19 protein-coding genes are annotated in these 25,057 nt (G+C 66.7%); 14 read left to right on the plus strand and 5 right to left on the minus strand.

All coding sequences use genetic code 11. The features are described from left to right. Nucleotides 1–84: 84 nt before the first annotated feature. Nucleotides 85–2,718, plus strand: coding sequence for a cyanophycin synthetase (cphA, locus tag C2862_RS01020; RefSeq protein ID WP_136218253.1), 2,634 nt, complete (start codon nucleotides 85–87; stop codon nucleotides 2,716–2,718). A gap of 259 nt (nucleotides 2,719–2,977) precedes the next feature. Here the strand turns inward: cphA (C2862_RS01020) and cphA (C2862_RS01025) are convergent, their stop codons facing one another. The 4 genes from cphA (C2862_RS01025) to C2862_RS01040 form a co-directional block, all read right to left on the minus strand. Then, complete coding sequence (cphA, locus tag C2862_RS01025) at nucleotides 2,978–5,569, minus strand: cyanophycin synthetase (protein WP_136218254.1); 2,592 nt, start codon at nucleotides 5,567–5,569, stop codon at nucleotides 2,978–2,980. Then, nucleotides 5,566–6,450 (minus strand): cyanophycinase, encoded by an 885-nt coding sequence (locus tag C2862_RS01030; RefSeq protein ID WP_136218255.1) that lies wholly within the window; start codon nucleotides 6,448–6,450, stop codon nucleotides 5,566–5,568. Before C2862_RS01030 ends, cphA (C2862_RS01025) begins: the two co-directional genes overlap by 4 nt. Then, nucleotides 6,447–7,358 carry an isoaspartyl peptidase/L-asparaginase gene (locus C2862_RS01035; RefSeq protein WP_136218256.1) on the minus strand — a complete coding sequence of 304 codons (912 nt, stop codon included), beginning with the start codon at nucleotides 7,356–7,358 and terminating at the stop codon, nucleotides 6,447–6,449. The genes C2862_RS01030 and C2862_RS01035 overlap by 4 nt, the downstream gene beginning before the upstream one ends. A gap of 141 nt (nucleotides 7,359–7,499) precedes the next feature. Next, nucleotides 7,500–7,955, minus strand: a complete 456-nt coding sequence (locus C2862_RS01040) for a DUF2244 domain-containing protein (protein WP_168709973.1) — start codon at nucleotides 7,953–7,955, stop codon at nucleotides 7,500–7,502. Nucleotides 7,956–8,111: 156 nt separating this feature from the next. Between C2862_RS01040 and C2862_RS01045 the strand changes: the two genes are divergently transcribed. From C2862_RS01045 to C2862_RS01080, 8 genes are all read left to right on the plus strand, one after another. Next, nucleotides 8,112–9,368, plus strand: coding sequence for an Hsp70 family protein (locus C2862_RS01045; RefSeq protein ID WP_136218258.1), 1,257 nt, complete (start codon nucleotides 8,112–8,114; stop codon nucleotides 9,366–9,368). Between the two features lie 9 nt (nucleotides 9,369–9,377). Continuing rightward, the gene (locus C2862_RS01050; protein WP_210735825.1) at nucleotides 9,378–10,016 is read left to right on the plus strand and encodes a PolC-type DNA polymerase III; all 639 of its coding nucleotides are present in this window, start codon (nucleotides 9,378–9,380) and stop codon (nucleotides 10,014–10,016) included. Nucleotides 10,017–10,057: 41 nt separating this feature from the next. Continuing rightward, a complete protein-coding gene (locus C2862_RS01055; RefSeq protein ID WP_136218259.1) occupies nucleotides 10,058–10,405 on the plus strand; it encodes a hypothetical protein in 348 nt (115 codons plus the stop codon). An 83-nt stretch (nucleotides 10,406–10,488) separates the two neighbouring features. After that, nucleotides 10,489–11,904 (plus strand): TonB-dependent receptor, encoded by a 1,416-nt coding sequence (locus C2862_RS01060; RefSeq protein ID WP_136218260.1) that lies wholly within the window; start codon nucleotides 10,489–10,491, stop codon nucleotides 11,902–11,904. 10 nt (nucleotides 11,905–11,914) lie between these two features. Beyond that, entirely contained in the window at nucleotides 11,915–12,838 is a 924-nt protein-coding gene (locus tag C2862_RS01065) for a metal ABC transporter solute-binding protein, Zn/Mn family (protein WP_210735827.1), read from the plus strand. A 1-nt stretch (nucleotide 12,839) separates the two neighbouring features. Then, on the plus strand, nucleotides 12,840–13,601 hold the full coding sequence (locus C2862_RS01070) for a metal ABC transporter permease (RefSeq protein WP_136218261.1): 762 nt from the start codon (nucleotides 12,840–12,842) through the stop codon (nucleotides 13,599–13,601). Between the two features lie 200 nt (nucleotides 13,602–13,801). Then, nucleotides 13,802–15,196 carry a tetratricopeptide repeat protein gene (locus tag C2862_RS25960; RefSeq protein WP_136218262.1) on the plus strand — a complete coding sequence of 465 codons (1,395 nt, stop codon included), beginning with the start codon at nucleotides 13,802–13,804 and terminating at the stop codon, nucleotides 15,194–15,196. A gap of 105 nt (nucleotides 15,197–15,301) precedes the next feature. Further along, nucleotides 15,302–17,440: a prolyl oligopeptidase family protein gene (locus C2862_RS01080; protein WP_136218263.1), complete on the plus strand. Its 2,139-nt coding sequence runs from the start codon at nucleotides 15,302–15,304 to the stop codon at nucleotides 17,438–17,440. Between the two features lie 229 nt (nucleotides 17,441–17,669). Here C2862_RS01080 and C2862_RS01085 read toward each other — a convergent pair whose 3' ends face one another. After that, nucleotides 17,670–18,248, minus strand: a complete 579-nt coding sequence (locus C2862_RS01085; protein ID WP_136218264.1) for a helix-turn-helix domain-containing protein — start codon at nucleotides 18,246–18,248, stop codon at nucleotides 17,670–17,672. A 195-nt stretch (nucleotides 18,249–18,443) separates the two neighbouring features. Here C2862_RS01085 and kbl point away from each other — a divergent pair, with 195 nt between their 5' ends. The 5 genes from kbl to glp all read left to right on the plus strand — a co-directional run bounded on the left by kbl (nucleotide 18,444) and on the right by glp (nucleotide 25,053). Further along, entirely contained in the window at nucleotides 18,444–19,658 is a 1,215-nt protein-coding gene (kbl, locus tag C2862_RS01090; protein ID WP_136218265.1) for a glycine C-acetyltransferase, read from the plus strand. 24 nt (nucleotides 19,659–19,682) lie between these two features. Beyond that, entirely contained in the window at nucleotides 19,683–20,639 is a 957-nt protein-coding gene (locus tag C2862_RS01095; protein ID WP_136218266.1) for an NAD-dependent epimerase/dehydratase family protein, read from the plus strand. A gap of 39 nt (nucleotides 20,640–20,678) precedes the next feature. Further along, nucleotides 20,679–22,064 (plus strand): L-serine ammonia-lyase, encoded by a 1,386-nt coding sequence (locus tag C2862_RS01100; protein WP_136218267.1) that lies wholly within the window; start codon nucleotides 20,679–20,681, stop codon nucleotides 22,062–22,064. A 257-nt stretch (nucleotides 22,065–22,321) separates the two neighbouring features. Then, nucleotides 22,322–23,797, plus strand: a complete 1,476-nt coding sequence (thrC, locus tag C2862_RS01105; RefSeq protein ID WP_136218268.1) for a threonine synthase — start codon at nucleotides 22,322–22,324, stop codon at nucleotides 23,795–23,797. A 2-nt stretch (nucleotides 23,798–23,799) separates the two neighbouring features. Next, entirely contained in the window at nucleotides 23,800–25,053 is a 1,254-nt protein-coding gene (gene glp / locus C2862_RS01110; RefSeq protein ID WP_229467233.1) for a gephyrin-like molybdotransferase Glp, read from the plus strand. Nucleotides 25,054–25,057: the final 4 nt, after the last annotated feature.

Genomic DNA, 25,057 nt, shown 5'->3' on the forward strand with positions numbered 1-25,057 from the left:
CAGGTTTCACCCGGCCGGACTCCCCAGGGACGCCGGCCGGTTTCACGCACACATAAAAATATCCAACAATAGGGACATTCTCTCGTGTATATCCTCGAACAACGATTCCTGCGCGGACCGAACGTCCACGCGGATACTCCCTGCCTGCTCAGCGTGATCGACCTGGAAGACCTGTACGGGGTCTCCTCGAAAGACATCCCGGGCTTCAACGACGCCCTGCTGGCAGCCCTGCCTTCATTGCACGGCCAGCTGCTGCCGACCGGCCAGCCAGGCGGCTTCGCCCAGCGCCTGCGCGCCGGCACCTACCTGGCGCGCGTGGTCGAACACGTCACCCTGACCCTGCAGTCGCTGGCCGGCCCCACGGTCGGCTACGGCCGCACCCGTCCGGCCGCCGGCCGTCCCGGCCAGTACCGCGTGGTGGTCCAGTACGCGATCGAGAAGCTGGCCGAGCCGAGCTTCCAGCTGGCGGTGGACCTGGTCAGCGCGCTGGCGAAGGGCGAGTCCTTCGACATCGAACCGCGACTGCAGGAACTGCGCTCCACGGCCTCGCGCTATGCGATCGGCACCAGCACCGCGGCCGTGCTGGCCGCGGCCCAGGAACGCGGCATTCCTTACTCGCGCATCACCGAGGAAGCGAACCTGTTCCAGCTGGGCTGGGGCTCGAAGCAGAAGCGTCTGCAGGCCACGACCACGGGCGACACCAGCTACGTCGCCGTTAAGATCGCCAGCGACAAGCAGCTGACCAAGGCCCTCTTGAATGAAGCCGGCGTGCCGGTGCCGGAAGGCGGCACCGTCACCACGCTGGAAGAGGCCCAGCGCATCGCGCGCCGCCTGCGCGTGCCCGTGACCCTCAAACCCCTCGACGGCAACCAGGGCAAGGGCGTGACCACGAAGTGCGCGACGCCCGAGGAAGTCGAGAAGGCCTTCGCTTTCGCCCGCGAGTACGGACGCAAGATCATCGTCGAGCGTTACGTGGAAGGGCGCGACTACCGCGTGCTGGTAGCGGGCGGCCGCATCGCCGCGGCTTCCTTCCGCCGTCCGGCCCATGTCATCGGCGACGGCGTCTCCACGATCACCGAGCTGGTCGAGATCGAGAACCAGAACCCGTCGCGCGGCGCGGGCCACAGCAATATACTCACGCGCCTGGCGCTCGACGCCCACGCCGAAGACATGCTGCGCCGCCAGGGCTACGCGCCTGACTCCGTGCCGGCGCCGGGCGTCTGCGTCGAGCTGCGCAGCAACGCCAACCTGTCCACCGGCGGCACCGCCGAAGACGTGACCGACATCCTGCCCGAATCGACGCGCGCCCTGTGCGTGCGCGCGGCGAACAAGATCGGCCTGGACGTGGCCGGCATCGACATCGTCTGCCGCGACATCGCCGTGCCGCTCGACGAGCAGGGCGGGGCGGTCATCGAAGTCAATGCCGCGCCGGGTATCCGCATGCACCAGCACCCGAGCGCCGGGCAGCCGCGCGATGCCGGCGAAGCAATCGTCGACGGCCTGATGGGCGCCTCCAATGGCCGCATCCCGGTGGTGGCCGTCACCGGCACCAACGGCAAGACCACGACCACGCTGATGATCGCCCACGCCGCGCGCGTCGCCGGCCTGGGCACCGGCGTGACCACCACCGAGGGCGTGTTCGTGAACGGCAAGCGCCTCGTAAAAGGAGACTGCACCGGCTACTGGTCGGCGCGCACCGTGTTGTCGGCCCCGGACGTCGATTTCGCCGTGCTGGAAACGGCACGCGGCGGCATTCTCAAGCGCGGCCTGGCATTCGACCAGTGCGACGTCGGCGTGGTGCTGAACGTGGCGGCCGACCACCTGGGCCTGGACGGTGTCGACACCATCGAAGACCTGGCGCAGGTCAAGGCGGTGGTGGCCTGTTCGGCCTCGAAGGCGGTGGTCCTGAATGCCGAGGATGCGCTCTGCGTCTCGATGGTGCGCCGCGCGAAACCGGGTGCCGAAATCCTGTTCTTCTCGATGGACGCCGAGAACCCGGTGCTGCTCAAGCACCTAGAAGACGGTGGCCGCGGTGCCTACCTGCAGGACAATGCCATCGTCATCGCCGACGGCACGCTGCAGCAGGAACTGATGCGGGTGGAAGGGATGCCGGCCTCCTTCGGTGGGCGCGCACGCTACAATATCGCCAACGCGCTGGCCGCCAGCGCCGCGCTGATGGCCTCGGGCTTCTCGAACCTGCAGATCGCGGCCGGCCTGTCGAGCTTTGTCTCGGACAGCAAGACCAATCCGCTGCGCACCAACGTCTTCGACGTGCGCGGCGTGACCGTGATCGTCGATTACGCCCACAATCCGGCGGCCTACGCCGCGCTGGCCGAGATGGCGCGCGCGCTGCTGCCGGGCCAGCTGGTCGGCATCGTGACCGCACCGGGCGACCGCCGCGACAGCGACCTGATCCAGATCGGGGAGGTGTGCGGCGAGCGTTTCGACGAGCTGGTGGTGTACGAGTCGCAGAGCCGTGGCCGTCCGGTGGGCGGGGCGGTGGACCTGATCATCGAAGGCATCGAGAAGGTGATTGGGCCGTCGGATACGACGCACCGCGAGATCGAGGTGGACAAGGCGATCCGGCTCGGGCTGTCGCTGTGCCGTGCGGGGGACGTGCTGGTGTTTGCCTGCGGGTCCTCGCTGCAGACCTTCATCGATGCGTTGCGGGTAGATGATCCGGAGAGTGCGGATCGGATCGAGGCGCAGACGATTTGAGTGGTCTGCGTTGAAGGAAGAACCCCGCCGCGTGCGGGGTTTTTTAATACGCGGGTGTTTGCGGGCGCATGCTCCGTTCGGGCGTTGTAACGCGTGGGCATGCCCACCCTACGTTACACAACGGGTCCATGACCTTGCTACGGGCGGTGGTGCACCGTAGGGTGGGCATGCCCACGCGTACACGAGTGGATGAGCCGCGACGTCCGCAAAAAAAAGCGGCCCTTGGCGGGCCGCCTTGTCTACACGCTTTCAAAATCTTTTACACCGCTTCCGCCTCGATCCGCTGCGCGATCTCCGGCCTGGTCGGCCGCAGCGCCTCGGTCAATTCCGAAATCGACGATCCGCAACCGAACACCAGCACGTCGCCCGGCTCGCACAGTTCCAGGCCCTTGCGGATCGCGTCGTGCACGTTCAGCTCCTGCGCCAGCTTGTCCAGCGCAATGCGGCCCAGGCGCGCGCCTTGCACCAGCAGGGCGGCGACCTCGCCGTCGCGGCGGCCGCGGTTCTCGGTTTCGTAGACGACGAGGTCGTCGAAGCCGGCGGCGCAGGTGCGGCCGATGTCGACCAGATCCGCGTCGCGCCGGTCGCCGGGCGCGGCGACGACGCCGACCACGCGGCCCGGCGTCATCGCGCGCGCCGTTTCCGACAGCGCGGCATAGGCGGCGCAGTTGTGGGCGTAGTCGACGATCACGGTCACGCCTTCGACGTCGAACACGTTCGAGCGCAGCGGATTGTGCTTGCTGTCGGAGACGAAGGTCCGCAGGCCAGCCACGCTCTCGGGATTGCCGAAGCCGCTCGCGGCCAGGGCGGCGGCCGCGGCCAGGGCGTTGGCGATGTTGTAGCGCGCGCAGCCGTTCAGCGAGACCGGCATCTGGCGCACGTCGAGCAGGGCTTCGTGGCGCGCGCCGTTGGCCAGCACCACCGTGTTGTCCTCGAAATAGACGCCGCGGCCGCCGCGCTCCAGGTGGCGCAGCAGGACCGGATTGTCGGCGTCGAGGGCGAAGTACAGCACTTCCACGTTGTCCTGCAGGTCCTTCGCCATCGCCACGCAATAGTCGTCCTCGGCGTTCAGCACCACGGCGCGCGAGGCGCGCTGGGCGACCACCGCCTTGACTTTGGCCAGGTCCTCGATGGTCTCGACACCGTCCAGGCCCAGGTGGTCGCTGGAGACGTTCAGCACCACCGAAACGTCGCAGCGGTCATAGGCCAGGCCGCGTTTCAGGATGCCGCCGCGCGCCGTTTCCAGCACGGCGAAGTCGACTTCCGGCGAGGTGAGCAGGGTGCGCGCCGAATGGTAGCCGGTGCAGTCGCCTTCGCGCACCATCTGGCCGTCGATGTAGACGCCCGAGGTGGTGGTGACGCCCGTGCGCAGGCCCGTCAGGCGCGCCGTGTGCTCGATCAGCAGCGAGGTCGTGGTCTTGCCGTTGGTACCGGTGATCGCCACCACGGGGATGCGGCCATCGTCCTCGCCGAACAGGGCCTCGACGATGGCGGCGCCGGCGTCGCGCGGGGTGCCGCGGCTCGGGTACTGGTGCATGCGGATGCCGGGAGCGGCATTGACTTCGATGATGCCGCCGCGCTGCTCGCGCAGTGGCCGGGCGATGTCCTGGCAGATGACGTCGATGCCGGCCACGTCCAGGCCAATGGTGCGCGCGGCGCGGATGCAGATCTCGCGGGTTTCTTCCGGCAGCAAATCGGTCACGTCTTCGGCGGTGCCGCCGGTGGACAGGTTGGCGTTGCCGCGCAAGTCGACCGTGACGCCGCTCGGGACCACCGAATCGAAGCCGTAGCCCTGTTTTGCCAGCGTGCTTTCCGCCAGCGCATCCAGCGGGATTTTCGTCAGGATGTTGGTATGGCCTTCGCCGCGCGCCGGGTTGCGGTTCTCGACCTCGACCAGCTCGCGCACGGTGGAATGCCCATCGCCCGTGACGCAGGGCGGGCGGCGCCAGGACGCGGCGGCGATCTTGTTACCGGTGACCAGCACGCGGTAGTCGCGCCCCTCGAGGAACTCTTCCACGATCACGTGGCGGCCGTACTTGCGCGCGTGGGCAAAGGCGGCTTCGACTTCTTCCGGGGTCGTGCAGGTCGTGGTCACGCCCTTGCCCTGGTTGGCGTCGAGCGGCTTGATGGTGGCCGGGCCGTCGAGGCGGCGCGCGACGCGCTGGGCGTCGGCGAGGGTGGTGACGGTGGAGCCGGCCGGAACCGGCACGCCGGCCTGTTCCAGCAGGGTCTTGGTCAGCTGCTTGTCGCTGGCGATGCCGACCGCGATCGAATTGGTGGCGCCGGTGATGGTCGCCTGCAGGCGCTTCTGCTTCGCGCCCCAGCCGAGCTGGAACAGATTCGCTTCGTCGGTGATGCGCAGCGCCGGGATGCCGCGCTTGAGGGCCGCGTTGACGACGGCACCGGTGCTGGTGCCGATCGCATAGTCCTCGGCGGTCTCGTGCAGCTCCTTGACGGCAGCGGCCACATTGAAGTCCTCGCCCCTGGCGACGGCCTTGACCAGGTCGAGCGCGACGTCGAAGGCCTGGCGCGCGACCTGTTCGGTGCGGTAGCCGCAGACGGCGCGGCGCGCGTCCGGCTTGCGCGGCACGTCCAGGGTCTGGCTGAAGTCGGCCGCGGCGCCGGCCAGGCGCTGCAGCTCCATCACCACAGGCTCGATGGCCTGGGCGGCATTCGTCAGGCCCGCCAGGCGCGCCGAGACTTCCGGCGACAAGTCGGGCAGCAGCGCAAGCAGGCGCGCGCCGAAGCCGGGCGTGGTGTCGAAGCTGCCGCAGTCGACGATCGCCATCAGGCAGGGCGCGGCGCTGAACAGGTTGGGGCCGCGCAGGAAGCGTTGTTCGAGGATTCTCATGAGATCGGGTTCCGTTTCGTTACATTTTCCAAAAAATCGCGCAGCGAAGGTGACATCGGCTTGACCAGGGGCTCGTTGTCGCTCGGCAGGTAGTAGCGGCTGCCGGCCGGGAGCAGGTGCAGGCGCACGTCGATCAGTTCAGGCGTGTCGCGTTCCCGGATGTCGGCCATGTTGGTGTCCATGGTGCGGCCGTCGACGATCGTCACCGAGCCTTCCCCCAGCACTTCGATGCCGCGTCCGCGCTCGACCACGAGGGCCGTGTCCTCGTCGATGCCGATGCCTTGCAAATACGGGTTCTGCGCCACCACCGACAAAAGGCGCGAGAGACGGTGCCGTTCCGAGAAATGCTGGTCGATCACGACGCGGTGCAGGAAGCCGAGCCCGGCGCCCAGGCTGACCGCGCCTTTTTCCGGCAGCAGGTCCGTCTTGCCTTGGGCCAGCATGTGGCCCGACATGGCAGAGGCGCCGGCGCTGGTGCCGCCGATGCAGGCGCCGCGCACCTTCAGCGCCGTATGCATTTCCGCGTCGAGGGCGGTGCCGCCGATGATGGCGAGCAGGCGTTTCTGGTCGCCGCCGGTCATGAAGATGCCGTCGGCCTCGGCCACCATGCGCACTTTCTCTTCGTTGTTGGCGTCCTGCCGGCTGGTCAGCGTGAGGTGGGAGCGCTGCGTCACGCCGAGGTCGCCGAAGGCCTGGTCGTACTGTTCCCACATGTCGTCTGCCACCTGGCTGGCGGCCGTGATGACGACGATGCGGGCTCCGGGGCCGCCGGCCAGCTCGACGAAGCGGGTCAGGATTTCCTTGCCGTGCTTGCGGTCTTCGTGGCCGCCGATAATGACCAGGTGGCCATGGGATGCTGTCTGATGCGGTTCGGTTTTCATTGGTTCTCGATGATGGCGGTTGGCATGTGGGTGTTGCTGCAGGAGGCGGCCTCGGTCTTCGTCACGGCGATCAGGCCCGTGTCCGCGTCCTTGTCGATCAGGTCGATGCCGCGCTGGAGCGCTTGCTGCAGGGGCATACCCTGTTCGATGTAGCCGTAGACGGTGCGGGCCAGCATGTGGCGCATGATGTGTTCGCCGATGCCGGTCGCGGCGACCGCGCCCAGCGGGCCGGCGTAGAAGCCGCTGCCCACGAGCGCGGTATCGCCGACGCGGCCGAGCAGCGAGGGCGAGGAGCCGCCCGTGGAGCCGGCGACGGCGAAGTGGCCGTCCGGCCCGCGCACGACGGCGCCGACCGTGTCATGGGCGGCGCCGGGCGGCAGCTGCAGCGGGGTCTTGTAGTTCCAGAAGCGTTCGAACAGGTGCTTGTCGATGCCGGGCATGACCGGCACCGAACCGGCCAGTTCCTTCAGCAGCTTGCGGTGTTTCTCGCGCTGCTCGTCGGTGATCGGCCGCCCGGGCTCGAGCCCCAGCGCGCGCGCCAGGCGCTCGGCGCCTTCACCGGCGAGCAGCATGTGCGGGGTGTCGGCGATGGCGCGCGCCAGCAGGATCGGGTTGCGCACATTGCGCACGGCGGCGACCGCCCCCAGGCGGCCGCGCGTGTCCATGATCGAGGCGTCCATTTCGATGGTGGCGCCGTCCAGCCCCAGCACCGAGCCGGTGCCCGCATTGAAGCGCGGGTCTTCCTCGAGGGCGAGGACGGCCGCGATGGCGGCGTCGAGGGCGTCGCCGGCGCCTGTCAGCTCACGGCGGGCCTGCGCGGCCGCATGTTCGACACCGTCCGTGAAATCCAGCGGTTCGCCCGCGCCGCCGTGGACGACAATGGCGAATCCATGTTGCTTGTTGCTCACTCCGTCTTCCTCTCTGTTTGTTGCCTTCACGCTCGTGACGTTTGGCAGTTATAAGAAAGGATTATAAAAACGTTAATAGAGAATACCTATCGGGCGCGTCGCCGTGCGAATGTAAGATGACACTTACATCGATGACAACATTTAGCGCAGCCGGGCAGGGTGGCTGCGCATCGCCCGCGCCAGTTCCTGCGCCACCTGCTGGCGGATTGGCTCGGAAACATAGCTGCCGATCTCGACGCTGCTGCCGGGCGACTCCAGCAGGATCAGCTTGCGTGCCCGCGGTACCGGCGGCTGGATGCGCGTGCGTACCGGATCGAGCTGGAAGCGGCTGTGGCGCCCGGCATCGACCCGCTCGACCACGAGGGCGCGGTCGGTGAGGGCGATCCGTTCGACGTCCAGCGCATGGCGCGCGTAATGCAGCAGCGCCCAGCCGACCGCAAGCATCTCGAGCAGCGAAAAGGCGAGCACGATCCAGATGCCCTGCAGCAGGAAGACCAGGGCGATGGCGAAGGAGGCGGTGCACAGAAGCACGTAGGCCGCGGCCGACTGGCGCGGGGTCAGCGAACAGTTGCGCTTGAGGATCCAGGTGTGCGCCATGGATGGGGAGGGCCGAAAGAAGGTTCGTTCATTATAGGAGAGGGCGTATTGACATGCCGCGCGCATGGACGTGACCGGCGCGCAACGTGGCCTTTTTGTCCTTCGCCAGGGGAACTGATTTCTGGTAAAATCTCGCCCCTTCAAAGAAAGGCTCACATGACGAACGCTTGCGGCGTCGACTTCGGTACGTCGAATTCCACGGTTGGCTGGATCGGTGCAGGACAGGGTGCAAGTACCCTCCTGGCCCTCGAGGATGGCAAGGCCACGCTGCCGTCGGTGGTGTTCTTCAACGCCGACGACGAAGAGGTGCGCTACGGCCGCGCGGCCCTCTCGGACTACCTGGCCGGCTACGAGGGACGCCTGATGCGCTCCCTGAAAAGCCTGCTGGGGACGAGCCTGATGGACGGCCAGACCGAGGTGGCGGGACGTGCGCTGCCGTTCCGGCTGCTGCTGGCCCAGTTCATCGGCGAGGTAAAACGCCGCGCCGAAAGCCAGGCCGGGCGCGGCTTCGAGCGCGCCGTGTTCGGGCGTCCGGTGTTCTTCATCGACGACAATCCCCAGGCCGACCAGCTGGCCGAGGACACCTTGCTGGACGTCGCGCGCAGCGTGGGTTTTCGCGAAGTCTCCTTCCAGTACGAGCCGATCGCCGCCGCCTTCGACTACGAATCCCAGATCGACCGCGAGGAACTGGTCCTGATCGCCGACATCGGCGGCGGTACCTCGGACTTCTCGCTGGTGCGCCTGGGCCCGGGCCGCGCCGGCAAGCCGGAGCGCCGCGAGGACATCCTCGCCACCGGCGGCGTGCACATCGGCGGCACCGACTTCGACAAGTACCTGAGCCTGGCCTCGGTCATGCCGCTGCTGGGCTACGGCAGCAGCCTGCGTTCGGGCGCCGACATCCCGTCCAGCTATTACTTCAACCTGGCGACCTGGCACACCATCAACCAGGCTTATACACGCAAGAGCATCGCCCAGCTCGACGACCTGGTGCGCGACGCCAGCGAACCGGCGAAGCTCAAGCGCCTGCAGGCCCTGATCGAGGACCGCGCCGGCCACTGGCTGGCGATGCAGGTCGAGGGCGCCAAGATCGGCCTGTCGGCCGAGGAGCGTGTGGTGCTCGAACTGGACCGCCTGGCGCCTCCCGAAAGCCTGCTCGTGGAACGCGCGATCTTTGAAGCCGCGATCGGCCAGCTGCTCGATTCGATCGACGCCACCGTACTGCGCCTGCTGGCCGATGCCGGCGTCGCGGCCGGCGCCGTCGACACCGTCTTCTTCACCGGCGGTTCGAGCGGCGTGGGCCTGCTGCGCGCCCGCATCGGCGCCTTGCTGCCGGATGCGCGCAAGGTCGAGGGCGACCTGTTCGGCAGCATCGGCGCCGGCCTGGCGCTGGACGCGCTGCGCAAATTCGGCTAAAAGGACCACATGTCTATCTTTGAACGCCCCATCGTGATGCTCGACTTCGAGACCACGGGCCTGTCGCCCGCCATGGGCGACCGCATCACCGAGGTTGCCGCTCTGCGCATCGAGGGCGGCCAGGTCACCGACCGCTATGTCTCGCTGGTCAACTGCAACGCGCGCATCCCTTCGTTTATTACCCAGCTCACCGGCATCACGCAGGAGATGGTCGATACGGCGCCGCCCGCGCGCCAGGTCGTGCCCGAGCTGCTCGACTTCATCGGCGGCGATACCCTGTCGGCCCATAATGCCAGCTTCGACGAGAAGTTCCTGCTGGCCGAAGCCGAGCGCCTGGGCCACGCCTGCGGCCACGCGAATCTGGTCTGCTCGCTGAAACTGTCGCGCCGCGTCTTCCCCGGCATGCCCAGCTATAAACTTGGCACGCTTTCGCGCCAGCTGGGCATCGCCTTCCGCAGCGCGGCCCACCGGGCCGAGGCCGACGCCGAAGTGGCGGCCGAAGTCCTGATCCATATCGGGCGCCATCTCGGCAGCTCCTACGGCCTGCCGCAGGTGGCGCCGGAGCTGCTGGTGTCGATCAACAAGCTGGCGGCGGCCAAGGTGCCGACCTGGCTCGGTAAATACGCGGCAGAAAAAAACACGGCCTAAACATTCCGTAGTTGCCGCGTGCGCATTACAATGCCGCCATCATGATGCGCCGCCGCCTCGTCCACGTCCTGCTGTCGCTGCTTCTGCTGGTCTCCCAGCAGATGGCCTTCGCGCATGCGATGTCGCACTGGACGGGCAAGCTGGGGACGGCCGTCGCGGCAGCCGTCCAGGCGGACGGAGACAGCGATCTGTCCAGCGCCGTCGCGCAGGACCGCAGCTGCTTCCAGTGTCTCGCCTTCGCCCAGATGGCGAGCGCGATCGGCAGCACGCCGCGCCAATTCGCGCCGCTCGACCTGCAGGCCGAACGCAGCATCGCGCTCGCCACCACCGAGCGTGCACCAGGCACGGTCTGCGCCTTCCATTCGCGCGCGCCGCCGCTTTCGATCTAGAGAACCGTCGTACCCGATGGCCTTCCGCTGTTTGATGCCGGAAGCCGCCTGTCATTCTCTTTTCGATCGAAAGAAACAAGCACATGCTGAAGCACACCCTCATGCCGGTGGCGATTGCCGCCGCGTTTGCGTCGCCCCTGTCCGCATCCGCTGCCGAGAACCCCGAACTGGCCGCGATCCGCGCCCAGATCGCGGAGATGAAGCAATCCTATGAAGCACGCCTGCAAGCCCTCGAACAGCGCCTGCAGGACGCGCAGGCCGCGGTGGCCGAGGCGCAGAACGCCGCGGCCAGCGCGCAGCAGGCCGCAGCTGCACCCGCGCCGGCTGCACCGGCCGTTGCCGCCGCGCCGGCCGCAGCCGCCACGCCGGCTGCACGCGCCGGCGACAACAGCTTCAATCCGAGCATCTCGCTGGTCCTCGGCGGCACCTACGCCAACCTGTCGCGCGACCCGGGCAGCTACCGCTTCGGCGGTTTCATGCCGCCGGAAGGCGAGGTCGGTCCGGGCAGCCGCAGCTTCAACCTGGGCGAATCGGAACTGACCATGGCCGCCAACATCGACCCGATGTTCGCCGGCCAGCTGACCTTCGCCCTGACCGGCGAGAACGAAGCCGAGGTCGAGGAAGCCTTCATCCGCACGCGCGAACTGGGCGGCGGCATGAACATCAAGGCGGGCCGCTTCCTGTCCGGCGTCGGCTACCTGAACGGCCAGCACAGCCACACCTGGGACTTCGTCGACGCCCCCCTGAACTACCAGGCCTTCTTCGGCGGCCAGTACAAGCCGGACGGCGTCCAGGCCAGCTGGCTGGCGCCGCTGAACACCTTCGTTGAAATCGGCGCGGAAGTCGGCAGCGGCCGCAGCTTCCCCGGCAACGACCGCGACAAGAACGGCTTCAACGCGGCCAGCGTGTTCGCGCACGTGGGCGACGACATCGGCGACTCGAGCAGCTGGCGTGCCGGCGTCTCCTTCCTTCGCACCGGCGCCCTCGATCGCGCTTACGAGTTCGAGGGCATCCCGAACGCCTTCAGCGGCAGCTCGAAGATCTGGATCGCCGACGCCGTCTACAAATGGGCGCCGAACGGCAATCCGACCCGGACCAACTTCAAGCTGCAGGGCGAATACATGCGGCGCAAGGAAAACGGCGCGCTGGCGGCGAACGAGCTGGCCGATGGCTACAGCAGCACCCAGTCGGGCTGGTACCTGCAGGGCGTCTACCAGTTCATGCCGAACTGGCGCGCCGGCCTGCGCTACGACCGCCTCTCGTCCGGCAGCCCCTTCATCGGGCTGGTCGAGAGCGGGGCGCTGGGCATGGATGCTTTCCCGGCGCTGGCCAGTTATCACCCGAAGCGCTCCAGCGTGATGCTGGACTGGAGTCCGTCGGAGTTCTCGCGCCTGCGCCTGCAGTTCGCGCGCGACGAGGCGCGGCCGGGGCAAAGCGACAAGCAGGTCTTCCTGCAATACATCATGAGCCTGGGCGCCCACGCCGGCCATACCTTCTGAGGAGAGCGACATGACGAGCTTATTTGACACCTCTTTCAAGACACTCCTGGCCGGCGGCGTGCTGGCCATGGCGGCGGCGCTGCCGGCGCAGGCCGCGCTCAACGTGCTGGCCTGCGAGCCGGAATGGGCCGCGCTGACCCAGGAACTGGCCGGCGACAAGGTCAATGTCTCGAGCGCGACCAACGCCCTGCAGGATCCGCACCGCGTGGAAGCGCGTCCCGGCCTGATCGCGCGTACCCGCAACGCCGACCTGCTGGTGTGCACGGGCCTCGACCTGGAAGCAGGCTGGCTGCCGCTGCTGGTCCAGCAGTCGGGCAATGCAAAAATCGCGAAGGGCCAGCCGGGCTTCTTCGAAGCCGGCAGTTTCGTCCCGCGCCTGGACGTGCCGGCGAAACTCGACCGCGCCGAGGGCGACGTGCACGCTTACGGTAATCCGCACGTGCACCTGAATCCGCACAATATCGCCCTGATCAGCGCCCAGCTGGCCAAGCGCCTGGCCGCCATCGACCCGGCCAACGCGGCCTTCTATGGCCAGCGCCAGGCCGATTTCGCGAGCCGCTGGTCGCAGGCGATGCGCAAGTGGGAGACCCAGGCGGCACCACTGCGCGGCGTTGCCATCGTCGAGCACCACCGCAACATGGAGTACCTGATGGGTTGGCTCGGGATGCGCCAGGTGGGTACGCTGGAACCGAAGCCGGGCGTCGAGCCGAGCGCGGCCCAGCTGGGCCAGCTGCTGTCACAGCTGCAGCAGCAACCAGCCAGGTTCGTGCTGCGCGCGGCCTACCAGGACGAGCGCGCGTCGAACTGGCTGTCGCAGCGTGCGCGCATTCCCGCCGTCGTGATCCCGTTCACGGTCGGCGCCGACAAGGAGAGCGGCGACCTGTTCGCGCTGTTCGACACCACCGTGCGACGCCTGACCGGAGCGCTGAAATAAGGTGCAGAACGTCGACTTCCTGATTATCCTGCCGGCCTTCGTGGCCGGCCTGCTGGTGCTGGCCACCCACATCCCGCTCGGCGCGCAGGTGCTCCGGCGCGGCATCGTCTTCATCGACCTCGCCATTGCCCAGATCGCGGCGCTGGGCGTGATCGTCGCCGGCGCGCTCGAGATCGACCCGCACGGCTGGACCATCCAGGTCGCGGCCGGCGTCGCGGCCGTGCTCGGCGCCTTGCTGCTGACCTGGACCGAGAAGCGCTGGCCCGACGTGCAGGAGGCGCAGATCGGCGTCCTCTTCGTGCTGGCGGCGACGGCCGGCCTGCTCTTGCTGGCCCATAACCCGCACGGCGGCGAACACCTGCAGGACCTGCTTGCCGGCCAGATCCTCTGGGTCAGCTACGACCAGCTGGCGATTCCGGCCATCGGCACGCTGCTCATCCTCGCCTTGCTGGCGGCGTTTCGCAACCGCCTCGACCGGCTCGGCTTCTACCTCGTGTTCGCGCTGGCCGTGACGGCCTCGGTGCAGCTGGTCGGCGTGTATCTCGTGTTCGCCAGCCTGATCGTGCCGAGCCTGGCCGTGCGCCATTATCCGGAGCGGCGCAAGCTGCCCTTCGCCTACCTGGTGGGCGTGGGCGGCTATGCGGCCGGGCTGGTGCTGTCGGTGGTGCTCGACCTGCCCTCGGGCGCGCTGATCGTCTGGTGCCTGGCGCTGCTGGCGATCGGCGTGTATGGCCTTGGACCGAACCGTTCCCGCCTTGCCTGACTGTCGAACCGGTCCTTGCGACAGACCCGCCGCGCTCGCGCCCGGCGGGTTTTTTCTTGGGCGGGTGGGCCGGCACGATTGTGCACCGTCAAACCCATGGTGGGTGGCTCTCATTAAAATTTTGTTAATACATATGAGGCCGCCTGCCACGAGCGGGTGCCAACCGAGCGCGGCAGCGTCAATCCAGGACGGGGACCAGCATGAACCACCAGAAGCTCCAGAACGAGAGCCACCAGACCTTCCTGTGGTTCCGCGACGCCGCCGAGCGCGGCAATGCCTACGCCCAGTTCAACCTCGGCCTGATGTACAAGAAGGGCAGCGGGGTCGAGCGCGACGACGCCAGCGCCGTGCACTGGCTGCGCCTGGCCGCGAACCAGGGCCTGGCTTTTGCCCAGAACCACCTGGGCGCGATGTACTACCACGGCAAGGGCGTCGAGCGCTGCGACGTCGAGGCGGCGCGCTGGTTCCGGCGCGCCGCCGACCAGGGCGACGCCTCGGCCCAGCAAAATCTCGGCCACATGTTCCGCCAGGGCCGCGGCATGGAAAGCGATCCCGAGCGCGCGCTGTCCTGGTACTACCGCGCGGCCGAACAGGGCATGGCGGGCGCCCAGAACCAGCTCGGCGAGTGTTACCTGCACGGCATCGGCGCGGCCGTGAATTATCCGCTGGCCATGGCCTGGTTCCGCAAGGCGGCGCTGCAGGGCGAGGCGGCGGCCCAGCTGAACCTGGGCCTGATGTACCAGCGCGGGCAGGGCGTCGACGCCAGCGCCAGCCAGGCCCTGTACTGGTTCCGCAAGGCCGCCGCCGCCGGGGAGCGCGGCGCCCAGCGCGAGCTCGGCATCGCCTACGCCGAGGGCCTGGGCGTGCGGCTCGACCTGCGCCGCGCCTGCGCCTGGCTGCAGCGCGCGGCCGAGCACGGCGACCGCGAAGCCCAGTTCCGGCTCGCCACCATGTTCGTCAACGGGCGCGCGCATCTGTCCCCCGAGCGCGGCGAGGCGCTGGCCGTCGAGTGGTACACGCGCGCGGCCCAGAGCGGGCACATGGGCGCCCAGTACAACCTGGCCAATATGTACGCGCATGGGCGCGGAGTGGAGCGCGATCCCGCCCGCGCCTTCGACTGGTACCGGCGCGCGGCGGAGCAGGGCGCGCCGAACGCCCAGTTCAATCTCGGCGTCATCTACGCCAACGGCCAGGGCGTCGAGAAGGACGAGGCGCGCGCCGCCTACTGGTACCGGTTGGCGGCCGAGCAGGGTGACGCCAGCGCTCAGAACAACCTGGGCGTCATGTACGCCAGCGGCCAGGGCGTGGCCCAGGACGACAAGATGGCCGTGTACTGGTACGAACAGGCGGCCGAGCAGGGCCATGCGCTGGCCCAGTACAACCTGGGCGGCATGTACGGCAGCGGCCTGGGCGTGGCGCGCGACCCGGTACGCGCCTACATGTGGATGCTGCTGGCGGCCGAGGGCGGCGACAGCGCAGCCAACGTCAACAAGGCCATCGTCGCGCGCCGCCTCAGCCCCGCGGAGATCGGCTGGGCGCTCGACCTGCAGCACAAGTGGCAGCTGAGCCACCGCGACGTGCTGGCAAGGCGGTAGGGGTCATCGGGGCCATGGGCCTCGATGACCTCTACGTTTCTTCCCGTCGCGTTTCGCGCTATGATGCCTCTCGGCACATTCCGCCTTTCAACGTTCGAGAAGAATATGCACATGAGACAAGTAACGCTGGCCGTCGCCCTGATGGCCGCCTTCGGCAGCACGCACGCCGCCAATCCGGCTGCCTGCGATCCCCAATCGGCAATGACTTATCCGGTCACCGCCAAGGTCGGGCAAATCGATAACTATCACGGCACGCAGATTGCCGATCCATACCGCTGGCTGGAAGACGCGAACAGCGCCGAGACCAAGCAGTGGGTCGACGCCCAGAACACGGTGACCCAGGCCTACCTGGGCCAGATCCCGCAACGCGAAGCAATCCGCCAGCGCCTGACCAAGCTGTGGAACTATGAGCGTTACTCGGTGCCGTCGAAAGAGGGCGGCCGCTACTTCTACAGCCGCAACGACGGCCTGCAGAACCAGTCGGTGCTGTACACGATGAAAAGCCTGAACGATACGCCGCGCGTGCTGCTCGACCCGAACACGCTGGCGGCCGACGGTACCGTCGCCCTCGCCGGCGTCGAAGTCAGCCCTGACGGCAAACTGATGGCCTATGGTACCGCGGCTTCCGGTTCGGACTGGAACGAGTGGAAGGTGCGCGACATCGAGACTGGCAAGGACCTGGACGACCACCTGAAGTGGGTCAAGTTCTCGCAGACGGCCTGGACCAAGGACGGCAAGGGCTTCTTCTACAGCCGCTACGACGAGCCGGAAGAATCAAGCAAGCTGGCCGGCGTGAACTACTTCCAGAAGCTCTACTTCCACAAGATCGGCACCCCTCAAAGCGCCGACGTGCTGGTCTACGACCGTCCGGACGAAAAGGAATGGGGCTTCCGCGCCCAGACCACGGACGATGGCAAGTATCTGCTGATCACGGCGACCAAGGGCACGGCGCACAAGTACCGCGTCTTTATCAAGGATTTGAGCAAGCCGGATTCGAAAGTCGTGCCGCTGGTCGACAACTTCGACGCCGCCTACGACTTCATCGACAACGTCGGCTCGACCTTCTACTTCACGACCGACCGTAAGGCCCCGCGCCAGCGCATTGTCGCGATCGACGTGAACAAGGCAGATGAGAAAAATTGGAAGGAGATCATCGCCGAATCGAAGGACACCCTGGCGAACGCCCACATCATCGGCGACCGCCTGGTGGTCGAGTACCTGAAGGACGCGAAGAGCGTCGTGCGCGTGAACGACCTCAAGGGCAAGCTGGTGCGCGAGATCGCACTGCCGGGCATCGGTTCGGTCTCGGGCTTTACCGGCAAGCGCGGCGACTCGGAGACCTTCTTCTCCTTCACCGGCTTTACAACCCCGACGACGATCTACCGTCTCGACATGAAGAGCGGCAAGACCAGCGTGTTCCGCCAGCCGAAGGTCGACTTCGACCCGAACGCCTATGAAACCCGCCAGCAGTTCTTCACCAGCCGCGACGGTACCAAGGTGCCGATGTTCATCGTCTCGAAGAAGGGCCTCAAGCTCGACGGCAACAACCCGACCTACCTCTACGGCTACGGCGGTTTCAACATCTCGATGACTCCGGGCTTCTCGCCGGCCAACCTGGCCTGGATGGAAATGGGCGGCGTGTATGTCGTGGCCAACCTGCGCGGCGGCGGCGAGTATGGCGAATCCTGGCACCAGGCCGGCACCAAGCTGCAGAAGCAGAACGTGTTCGACGACTTCATCGGCGCGGCCGAGTGGCTGGTGGCGAACAAGGTGACTTCGCCATCGAAACTGGCGATCGGCGGCGGCAGCAACGGCGGCCTGCTGGTGGGCGCCGCGATGACCCAGCGTCCGGACCTGTTCGGTGCGGCGATTCCGATGGTGGGCGTGATGGACATGCTGCGCTTCCACAAGTTCACGATCGGCTGGGCCTGGACCTCGGACTACGGCTCGGCCGACAACCCGGACGAGTTCAAGGCGCTGGTGAAGTACTCGCCGCTGCATAACCTGAAGGCCGGCACGCAGTACCCGGCCACGATGGTGACCACGGCCGACCACGACGACCGCGTGGTCCCGGCGCACAGCTTCAAGTTCGCCGCCACCGCCCAGGCCGCGCAGGCCGGCTGCAACCCCGTCATCATCCGCATCGACACCAAGGCGGGGCATGGCGCGGGCAAGCCGACGGCCAAGCAGATCGAGGAAGTGGCGGATCGCTGGGGCTTCCTGAGCAAGGCGCTGAAGATGTAATGTGGGAGGAGGCTCACGGGCCGCCCAGGCAGATTAGCAACGGGCCAGTCGAATCATCGACTGGCCCGTTCGCTTTTTGTTTGCGACTGCGCTACCGTTCGACGGCGTGCGCACAAGTGCGCACCCTACGGAAGACGGGTTTGTAGGGTGCGCACTTGTGCGCACGCGGTACGCCCTGTGCGTCTACGCGGCCTGGATAAACAATTGTTTAACCCTGAAAAACAAATGTTTATCTGTGCACCACCACCAACAAGGCCTTCGCCTCCGTCTTCCCGATATTGCGCACGATGTGATCCTGGTCCGCCGGATAGCGCGCCGTCCCGCCCGCCTTGACCTTGCGCTTCGACGACCCCACCTCGACCTCGAGCGTGCCGTTGATCACGGTCATGTGTTCCTTGGTCCCCGGATCATGCGCCTGCGAGGCCAGCTCGCCACCCGGCGCCAGGGTCAGTTCGTACCATTCGTACTGCCCGGCCAGTTCCATCGGCCCCAGGATGCGCAGGGTGTAGCCGGCGTGAGTACCGGGCAGGGTCGGCGTTTCGTGCGCGTCCAGCACGCGGATCGCCTCGACATTGGGCGCTTCCGAGGCCAGCAGTTCGCCGATTTGCACGCCGAGCGCGTTGGCGAGACGCCAGGTGATGGCGATGGTAGGATTCGCCTTTTCGCGCTCGATCTGCGACAGCATCGACTTCGAGACGCCGGCGATGCGCGAGAGGTCCTCCAGCGTCAGGCCGCGCGCCAGGCGCAGGCGCTGCAGGGTGGCGCCGACTTCGGGCGGGGCGTTGTTGGTCGTGGCCAGGGTTTTCATGTTCAGGACAGCGTTGTTTATTAGTGGAACGTCGCAGCTTGCCAAGTTCAACAGGTGGGCGTAATATTCATTATATTGAATTTCAGTTCGAGATACCGAAAACGTAACGCGATAGCGAAAAGTTGCGGCGATCGAGGAACGGTACAGCATAGTCCAACCGCCGGTCAAGCCGGCATCCACAGACGAGGTAATCAAATGAGTGACGGAGCGAAGAACGCCTTCTATAGCGGCCTCCAGCAGAACCTGTCCACCCTGCGCGAGCAGGGCCTGTTCAAGCCGGAGCGCGTGCTCGCCTCGCGCCAGGGCGCGGTGGTGGAATCCGAAGACGGCCGCACCCTGATCAATATGTGCGCCAATAATTACCTCGGCCTGTCGGGCGACCTCGAGACCCAGAAGGCGGCCGAAGCGGCGCTGCAAAAGTACGGGTATGGCCTGTCCTCGGTACGCTTCATCTGCGGCACCCAGACCGTGCACAAGGAACTCGAGCGTAAGCTCTCCGAATTCCTCGGCACCGAAGACACGATCCTGTACGCCGCTGCTTTTGATGCCAACGGCGGCGTGTTCGAACCGCTGTTCGACGAGAACGACGCCATCATCTCGGACGCCCTGAACCACGCCTCGATCATCGACGGCATCCGCCTGTGCAAGGCCGCGCGCTACCGCTACGCCAACAACGACATGGCCGACCTGGAAGCGCAGCTGCAAGCCGCCACCGCCGCCGGCAAGCGCCATAAAGTCATCGTCACCGACGGCGCCTTCTCGATGGACGGCACGATCGCCCAGCTGGACAAGATCTGCGACCTGGCCGACAAGTACGGCGCGCTCACGCTCATCGACGAATCGCACGCCTCCGGCTTCATGGGCGCAACCGGCCGCGGCACCCACGAGCACTGCGGCGTGATGGGCCGCATCGACATCATCACCGGCACCCTGGGCAAGGCCCTGGGCGGCGCGATGGGCGGCTTCACCTCGGGCCGCAAGGAAGTCATCGAGACCCTGCGCCAGAAGTCGCGGCCTTACCTGTTCTCCAATACCCTGGCCCCGATGATCGCCGGCGCCTCGCTGTCGGTGCTCGACCGCATTTCGAAGTCGACCGAGCTGCGCGACCGCCTGCATGAAAACACCGCCTACTTCCGCAAGGAGATCGAGCGCATCGGCTTCACCATCAAGCCGGGCACCCACCCGGTGGTGCCGGTGATGCTGTTCGACGCGCCGGTGGCGCAGAAATTCGCGGCGCGCATGTTCGAACTGGGCGTGCTGCTGTCGGGCTTCTTCTATCCGGTGGTGCCGATGGGCCAGGCGCGCGTGCGCGTCCAGCTGTCGGCGGCGCACACCCGCGAACAGCTCGACACCGTGCTCAAGGCCTTCGAACAGGCCGGCCGCGAACTCGGCATCCTCAAGAATAATTAATCAGTACATAAGCTAGGAACCTCCATGGAACGCATCCTCATCATCGGCGCCAACGGCCAAATCGGCAGCGAACTCGTTACCGCGCTGGCGGAACAACACGGCGCGGCGAACGTCCTCGCCACCGACATCGGCAGCAACAACGTGTATGGCGCCGCGCGCTATGCGCAGCTCGACGTGCTGGACAAGGCGCGCCTGATGTCGCTGGTCGAGGAAGAGGGTGTGACCCAGGTCTACCAGCTGGCCGCGCTGCTGTCGGCTACCGGCGAACAGGCGCCCCTGAAGGCCTGGACCCTGAACATGGACGGCCTCCTGAACATCCTGGAAGTCGCGCGCGAGCGCGGCGAGGCAGGCAAGCCCTTGAAGGTGTTCTGGCCTTCGTCGATCGCCGCCTTCGGCCCGAACACGCCGAGCGAGAACACGCCGCAGTACACGGTGATGGACCCGACCACGATCTACGGCATCAGCAAACTCGCCGGCGAGCGCCTCTGCGAGTACTACCACACCAAGTATGGCGTGGACGTACGCAGCATCCGCTACCCGGGCATCATCAGTTTTAAATCGCCTCCGGGCGGCGGCACCACCGACTACGCGATCGCGATCTTCCACGCGGCCCTGAAGGGCGAGACCTACGAATGCTTCCTCGGCCCCGAGACCACGCTGCCGATGATCTACATGCCGGACGCGATCCGCGCCACCATCGAGCTGATGGACGCGCCCGCGGAGCAGGTCAAGATACGTTCCTCCTACAATGTGGCCGGCGTCTCGTTCAACCCGCGCGAACTGGCGGCCAGCATCCGCAAGGCCGTCCCGAGCTTCGAGATCGCCTACAAGCCGGACAGCCGCCAGCAGATCGCCGATACCTGGCCGAAGAGCCTGGACGACAGCCGCGCCACAAGCGACTGGGGCTGGAAAGCCCGTGTCGGCATCGAAGAGATGGTGGCCAGCATGCTCGAGAATATCGACGTCAGCGTCACGGCGTAATACAAACAAAATAATAAAAATTAAAGAGACAAGCTAAACATGGACATGAGTGTTTTCGATCTGTTCAAGATCGGTATCGGCCCATCGAGCTCACACACCGTGGGCCCGATGGTGGCGGCGCGGCGCTTCCTCGTCGAGTGCGGTCCGCTCATTGATGCGATGGGCGTCGAGGCCCATTTGTATGGCTCGCTGGCGCTGACCGGCGTCGGCCACGCCACCGACAAAGCCGTCATCCTCGGCCTGATGGGTGAAACCCCGCAAGACATCGATCCCGACACGGTCGAAGACAAGCTGGCCGAAGCGGAGCTCGACGGCGTGCTGCGCCTGCTCGGCACGAAGGAAGTGCCGTTCTCGATGAAGACCAACCTGGTCTGGCACAAGCAGTCGACCCTGCCCGAGCACCCGAACGGCATGCGCTTCGTGCTGCAGCTGAAGGACGGCAGCGTCGTCGAGCGCATTTTCTACTCGGTCGGCGGCGGCTTCATCACGGCGGCGGGCGAGACCCAGCGCGCACCGGAAGCCGGCAGCGTGCAGGTGCCGTTCCCCTTCACCACGATGGCCGAGCTGCTGGAGCAAGGCCGCGCGCACTCTCTCTCGATACCGCACATGCTGCGTGCGAACGAGCTGGCGCGCATGAGCGAAGCGGAGCTGGACGCGGGCCTGGACCGGATCTGGCAGACCATGCGCGACTGTATCGCGCACGGCCTGGTCACCCACGGCCAGCTGCCGGGCGGCCTGAACGTCAAGCGCCGCGCCGCCACGCTGTGGAAGCAGGCCCACTGCATCGAAGGCAAGCGCGTGAACGAACTGCCGCATGACGCGACCCACCAGGTCACGCTGTATGCGATGGCCGTCAACGAAGAGAATGCGGCCGGCGGCCGTGTGGTGACCGCACCGACCAATGGCGCGGCGGGCATCATCCCGGCGGTGCTGCGCTACTACGCCGAGGATTGCCGCCCGACGGACTCGGTGAAGGGCATCCGTGACTTCCTGCTGACTTCGAGCGCGATCGGCATGCTCTGCAAGCGCAACGCCTCGATCTCGGGCGCCGAAGTCGGCTGCCAGGGCGAAGTCGGCGTCGCCTGCGCGATGGCGGCGGCGGGGCTGGTGGCGGCACTGGGCGGCACCAACGAACAGATCGAGAACGCGGCCGAAATCGGCATCGAGCACCACCTCGGCATGACCTGCGACCCGATCGGCGGCCTGGTGCAGATTCCCTGCATCGAGCGCAACGGCATGGGCGCGATCAAGGCGATCACGGCGGCCTCGCTGGCGCTGAAGGGCGACGGCACCCACTTCGTCAGCCTGGACAACGCCATCGAGACCATGCGCCAGACGGGGGCGGACATGCAGGTGAAGTACAAGGAGACCTCGCTTGGCGGGCTGGCGATTCATGTGGTGACGGTGAATCACGCGGCGTGTTGAGTGCCGGTTTTCTGTGGCCGCTGGTGCGAACCGGCGGCCGGGTTTTCGTTGACACGTATACGCGGGCATGCCCGCCCTACGTTACACGACGGCCAACGAGTTAACTCGAGACCGCGGTGCACCGTAGGGCGGGCATGCCCGCGTTACGAACGTATCCGCGGAGCGCCGCCAGCCCCCCCAAAACCCGTCCGCAAACAGGATTCCGCCGCTCGCACTATAATAAAAGATCAACGCGAGCCCAACCGGATCATCCAAACATGCAATACGTGTCTACCCGCGCGACCAGCGCGTCCGCTTCCCGCAATCCCGAAACCTTCTCTTCGATCCTGCTCGGCGGCCTGGCCCCCGACGGCGGCCTGTTCATGCCGGCCGAATACCCGCGCGTCAGCGGCGAGGAACTGAACGCCTGGCGCAAGCTGCCGTATGCCGAACTGGCCTACGAGATCCTGCGTAAATTCGCGACCGACATTCCCGACGCCGACATCAAGGCGCTCACGGCGAAGACCTATACGGCCGATGTCTACCGCAACGCGCGCGCCGAGGAGTCGGCAAGCGACATCACGCCGCTGCGCACCCTGGAAGAAGAGGGCGGTCGGAAGCTTGTATTACAGGCCCTGTCGAACGGCCCGACCCTGGCCTTCAAGGACATGGCGATGCAGTTGCTGGGCAACCTGTTCGAATACGCGCTGGCCAAGAACGAGGATGAGCTGAACATCTTCGGCGCCACCTCGGGCGACACCGGCAGCGCCGCCGAGTACGCGATGCGCGGCAAGCGCGGCGTGCGCGTGTTCATGCTCTCGCCCGCCGGGAAGATGAGCCCCTTCCAGACCGCCCAGATGTTCAGCCTGCAGGACCCGAACATCTTCAACATCGCGGTCGAGGGCGTGTTCGACGATTGCCAGGACCTGGTCAAGGCCGTGTCGAACGACCTGTCCTTCAAGGCGCGCCACAAGATCGGCACCGTCAACTCGATCAACTGGGCGCGCGTCGTGGCCCAGGTGGTGTACTACTTCCGCGGCTACCTGGCCGCCACCACCGCTAACTCCCAAAAGGTTTCGTTCACGGTCCCGTCGGGGAACTTCGGCAACATCTGCGCCGGCCACATCGCGCGCATGATGGGCCTGCCGATCGACAAACTGGTGGTCGCCACCAACGAGAACGACGTGCTCGACGAATTCTTCCGCACCGGCGTCTACCGCGTGCGCAAGTCCAGCGAGACCTACCACACCAGCAGCCCGTCGATGGACATCTCGAAGGCCTCGAACTTCGAACGCTTCATCTACGACCTGGTCGGGCGCGACAGCGAGCGCACCCACGCACTGTTCCGTAAAGTGGAGACCCACGGCGGCTTCGACCTCTCGGGCGGCCCGGATGCGGACGGCGACGAATTCAGGCGCGTCGGCGAATACGGCTTCGTGTCGGGTAAATCGACCCACCTTGATCGCCTCGAGACGATCCGCATGGTGGCCGACGACTACGGCATCGTGATCGACACCCACACGGCCGACGGCATCAAGGTCGCTCGCGAGCACATGACGCCAGGCGTGACGATGATCGTGCTGGAAACCGCGCTGGCCGCGAAGTTCAACGAGACCATCCTCGAAGCCCTGGGCACCGACGCCGAGCGCCCGGCCGGCTTCGAAGACATCGAGTCGCTGCCGCAGAAGTTCGTCCTCATGCGTCCGAACGTGGACGAGATGAAGACCTTCATCGCCGCGCACACGGGCCTGTGACGATGAGCGCTCAGGAGAAACCGGCGCCGCGCCCGATGCTGTCGGTGCGCGAGGCGCTCGATACCTTGCTGGCCGCCGCGCGGCCGGTGACGGACATCGACACCGTTCCAACGCTGGAGGCCAACGGCCGCGTGCTGGCCGCGGACCAGGCCTCGACCATCGACGTGCCCTCGGCCGACAACACCTCGATGGACGGTTATGCCGTGCGCGCGGTCGATTGCGTGAACGGCGGCGCGGCCCTGCGCGTGGCGCAGCGCATCCCGGCCGGGCAGGTGGGCCAGCCCCTGAAGCCAGGCACCGCGGCGCGCATCTTCACCGGCGCCATGATTCCGCAAGGCGCCGACGCCGTCGTGATGCAGGAACAGTGCGAGCTGGCCGGCGACATCGTCACCATTCGCCACACGCCGAAGAGCGGCGAGTGGATCCGCCGCACCAGCGAGGATATCCAGGCCGGCGCCACCATCCTCGCTGCCGGCACGCGCCTGCGCAGCCAGGAGCTGGGCCTGGCGGCATCCGTCGGACTGGCCAGCCTGCCGGTTCGGCGGCGCCTGCGCGTGGCCGTCTTCTTCACCGGCGATGAACTCACCATGCCGGGCGAAGCGCCGGGTGGCGCGCTGGCTCCCGGAGCGATCTATAACTCCAACCGGTTTACGCTGCGCGGCCTGCTGGAGAACTTCGGCTGCGTGATCAACGACTTCGGCATCGTCCCGGACTCTTTGGCAGCCACGCGCGCGACTCTGCGTGAAGCGGCGCGCGAGAACGACCTGATCATCACCTCGGGCGGCGTCTCGGTCGGCGAGGAAGACCACATCAAGCCCGCGGTGGAAGCCGAGGGCCAGCTGAACATGTGGCAGATCGCGGTCAAGCCGGGCAAGCCGCTTGCGTTTGGCGAGGTGCGCAAAGAAGGCGGCAGCGCGTTCTTCCTCGGCCTGCCAGGCAATCCGGTCTCGAGTTTCGTGACCTTCCTGTTGTTTGTGCGTCCCTTCCTGCTGCGCCTGCAGGGCGTGAGCGGCCCTGTGGAGCCGCGCGCCTGGCAGTTGCGTGCGGACTTCACTCTGCCGAAGGCCGACCGCCGCAACGAATTCCTGCGCGCGCGCGTGAATGCCGGCGGCGGCCTGGACCTGTTCCCGAACCAGAGCTCGGGCGTGCTGACGTCGACCGTCTGGGGCGATGGCCTGATCGACAATCCGCCGGGCCGCGCCATCAACGAGGGCGACATCGTGCGCTTCATTCCCTTCGCCGAACTTCAACACTAAAGAC

The organism is Massilia sp. Mn16-1_5, assembly GCF_004798585.1.
Classification (GTDB): domain Bacteria; phylum Pseudomonadota; class Gammaproteobacteria; order Burkholderiales; family Burkholderiaceae_D; genus Telluria.